Raw genomic sequence first — 2891 nt, 5'->3', positions numbered from 1 at the left:
ATAATAATTATATTTGCAACAAAAAAGCATGGTATGGTAAACAATCCTTTTATTCTGTATGGATATGAGTCGGAGGAGTATTTCTGTGATCGTCAAGACGAGACGAAGCATCTGCTCCGATTAATAGAGAATGGAAATAATGTTGCATTAATAGCTCCACGTCGAATAGGTAAGACGGGGCTGATAGAGAATTTATACCATCTAAAGGAGGTTCAGGAGAATTATTATACGTTTCTGATTGATATCTATGCAACTAAGAATATGGAGGATATGGTTATGGCGATGGGTAGCGCAATGCTTGCATCGTTACGGCCTAAAGGTGCTCAGATTATGCAGAAGTTTACAGGCTTCTTGTCTTCTTTGCGTAGCGGTATCTCTTTTGATCCTGCTGGAAATCCGTCGTGGAATGTGGAGATTGGAGATATCAGGATGCCAAGAACAACTTTAGAGGAGATCTTTCACTATATTGAATCGGCTGATAAACCATGTATTGTTGCTATTGATGAATTTCAGTCGGTTGCAAATTATCCTGATGGTCATGCAGAGGCACTTCTACGAACACATATTCAACATTGTCGCAATGCAAATTTTATCTTTGCCGGGTCGCAACGTACCATGATGGCCGAGATATTTAATAGTCCGGCACGTCCGTTTTACCAAAGTGCTTCGATGATGAATCTTGGCTGTATTTCAATGGATAAGTATTGCCAGTTTGCTCAGGGGCATTTTTCGAAGGCAGGCAAATCGCTTCCTGCCGATGTGTTCCAGATGGTTTACGAGCGCTTTGAAGGTATAACCTGGTATGTACAGCGTGTGATGAACGAACTTTTTTCTTTAACGTCTACAGGATCTGTCTGTACGGTGGAGATGATAGATGTGGCTATAGATAATATTCTGCGAGCTAACGAATTCAATTATCAATCATTGCTGTTTCAACTGCCACCAAAACAAAAGATGCTGTTAGTGGCTATCTGTAAAGCAGGTAAGGCCACTGCCTTAACGTCGGCCGATTTTGTTCGTCGCTGGCATCTTCCGTCAACAAGTAGTGTTCAGTCTGCTATAAAGGGGCTGCTCGAAAAGAGTTTTGTGACAACTTCGCTTGGTGTTTACGAGGTTTACGATAAATTCTTTGCCATGTGGCTCCTCCGTCAAGCATAAAGATATCCGGCATTGCTCGGTCTGTGGCGACCTGTTATTACATTCCCTAAAGGCTTAGTGCGTTATTTTGGTGTCACCTCATGTATCCAGTCGTATTTCTTAACCCAGCGCCAGATGGTGGCTCGCGATAGGTTGGTGATGTTCTGGATTTGTGGCTTCGATAATCCTATCTTTATAAGGTAGCATACTTGCATCTGCTGGTCGGTAAATGTTCCGAGTTCTTTCAGTAGAGTATCTTTAAAAGTTGGATATTGCAGATCTACAGCCTGATAGAGTTTCTTCCACTCGGCCGATGTCATCTCCTTTTTTCCACTCGACGATTGTCTGATGTCGTGTATCACATCTTCAGCATTCTCCTCCAATTCTGATTGATGCAGCATGCTTATAACGGCTTTGTTGTTGTCGGATACACGTTGTAATTCTGTAGATAATTTTACTATTTCTTGCAGATGCTTATTTCTTCTTCTAATGTAAATGATATAAGCAATGAATAGAGAAGATATTGCAATAAAACAAACGATAATTAGTGTTGTTTTATATTGATCTTTTTCATCCTTTAGCTCTAATTCTTTCTTTTGATCCAGATGATACTGGTATTCATTATTAACAGTAGCTGCCAATTCTTGTCGTTTCCCGAAATCAAGTGAGTCGCTATACTGCATATAAATGTTGGCGTATTTGTTGGCATTCATAATGTCGCCTGTAGCCTGATACAAACGATAAAGTGTTTTAGCTGCATCGTATACGTTATAAATATCCGGCATTTCATCAAGAATACGCTTACAATAAATGATGGCAGAATCCTTCTTCCCAGCAGATTCATAATATTGGGCAAATGCCAAGCATGGGAAAGGATCAAAGTCTTTAAGCGGATTGGTGGTTATATGCGAAAGGCAGGCTTGGGCCTTTGACAATTTTTTCAGTTCTGAGTAGCTATTCAGCAAGTGAATGAGTTCTTCCTCTTGCGATGTTATATTTTCAGACCTGATGATATGAAAATATGCTGAATCAAATGCCACTTCAGCCTGTTGTGTACTATCCAAAGCCAGATAAGCATAGCCAAGATGCATAAAAGGTAGTATAGGTTCGCTTTTTGTCGCTTGGCATATTTCAAGCTCCTTAAGTGCCATAGTTAGGGCGTCTTTGTAGTTTTGCACGCGAAAGTATAGGTAATTTAGGTTAGAATAAGTGTTGCGTAACATGATCGAGTCGCAGTCTTTGTGTTCATTAGCGAGATCTAATGATTTAAAGAAATGTTCCAAGGCATGCGGTGTATCATGTAAATCTCGATATATACTACCTGCATAATAATATGTTTCCTGTTTTTCTCTATTGTCCCCTTTTTCCTCAAAATAGTTAATTAGTTCTTTTATAATGATGTCAGAGGTGGGGGACTTGTATGCCTTATCATTTAGTCGGATGCGTAGTAAATCATATTTATATTTAATGTAATCACTCTCTTTTCGTATGCCAAATTCAATGGAATCAAGCATAGCGAGTGCCTTGTCAGGATATTTGTCGCCGACGGATTTTATTTGCTCCAACTTTTCAAGAGATTGATGGTTGGAACAGGATGTGGTAAATATTATAATGGTAACAAAAATGCATCGACTAATATACTTGTTCATGATCTGCTGGTTTGTAATTCTGAGTGCAAAGGTACAATTTTTATTCTAAATAGACGCTATTTCTGCAATATTTTGTTTCAATGTGTTTCATGAAACAAGTTGAGA

General features: G+C 39.2%; 2 protein-coding genes. One reads left to right on the top strand and one right to left on the bottom strand.

The features are described from left to right. The coding region (locus E7274_RS14380) for an AAA family ATPase (protein ID WP_304176938.1) at positions 1-1158 on the top strand (1158 nt) is incomplete at its 5' end. Between the two features lie 62 nt (positions 1159-1220). On the opposite strand, the gene E7274_RS14375 is transcribed toward E7274_RS14380, so the two are convergent. Beyond that, complete coding sequence (locus E7274_RS14375) at positions 1221-2786, bottom strand: tetratricopeptide repeat protein (protein WP_304176935.1); 1566 nt, start codon at positions 2784-2786, stop codon at positions 1221-1223. Between the last annotated feature and the right edge of the window lie 105 nt (positions 2787-2891).

Origin of the sequence: Pseudobutyrivibrio ruminis (genome assembly GCF_015057245.1) — a bacterium.
GTDB classification, from domain to species: Bacteria; Bacillota; Clostridia; order Lachnospirales; family Lachnospiraceae; genus Pseudobutyrivibrio; species Pseudobutyrivibrio ruminis_E.
The sequence above is the reverse complement of the archived record's forward strand: the minus strand, read 5'-3'. Positions and strand labels throughout refer to the sequence as shown.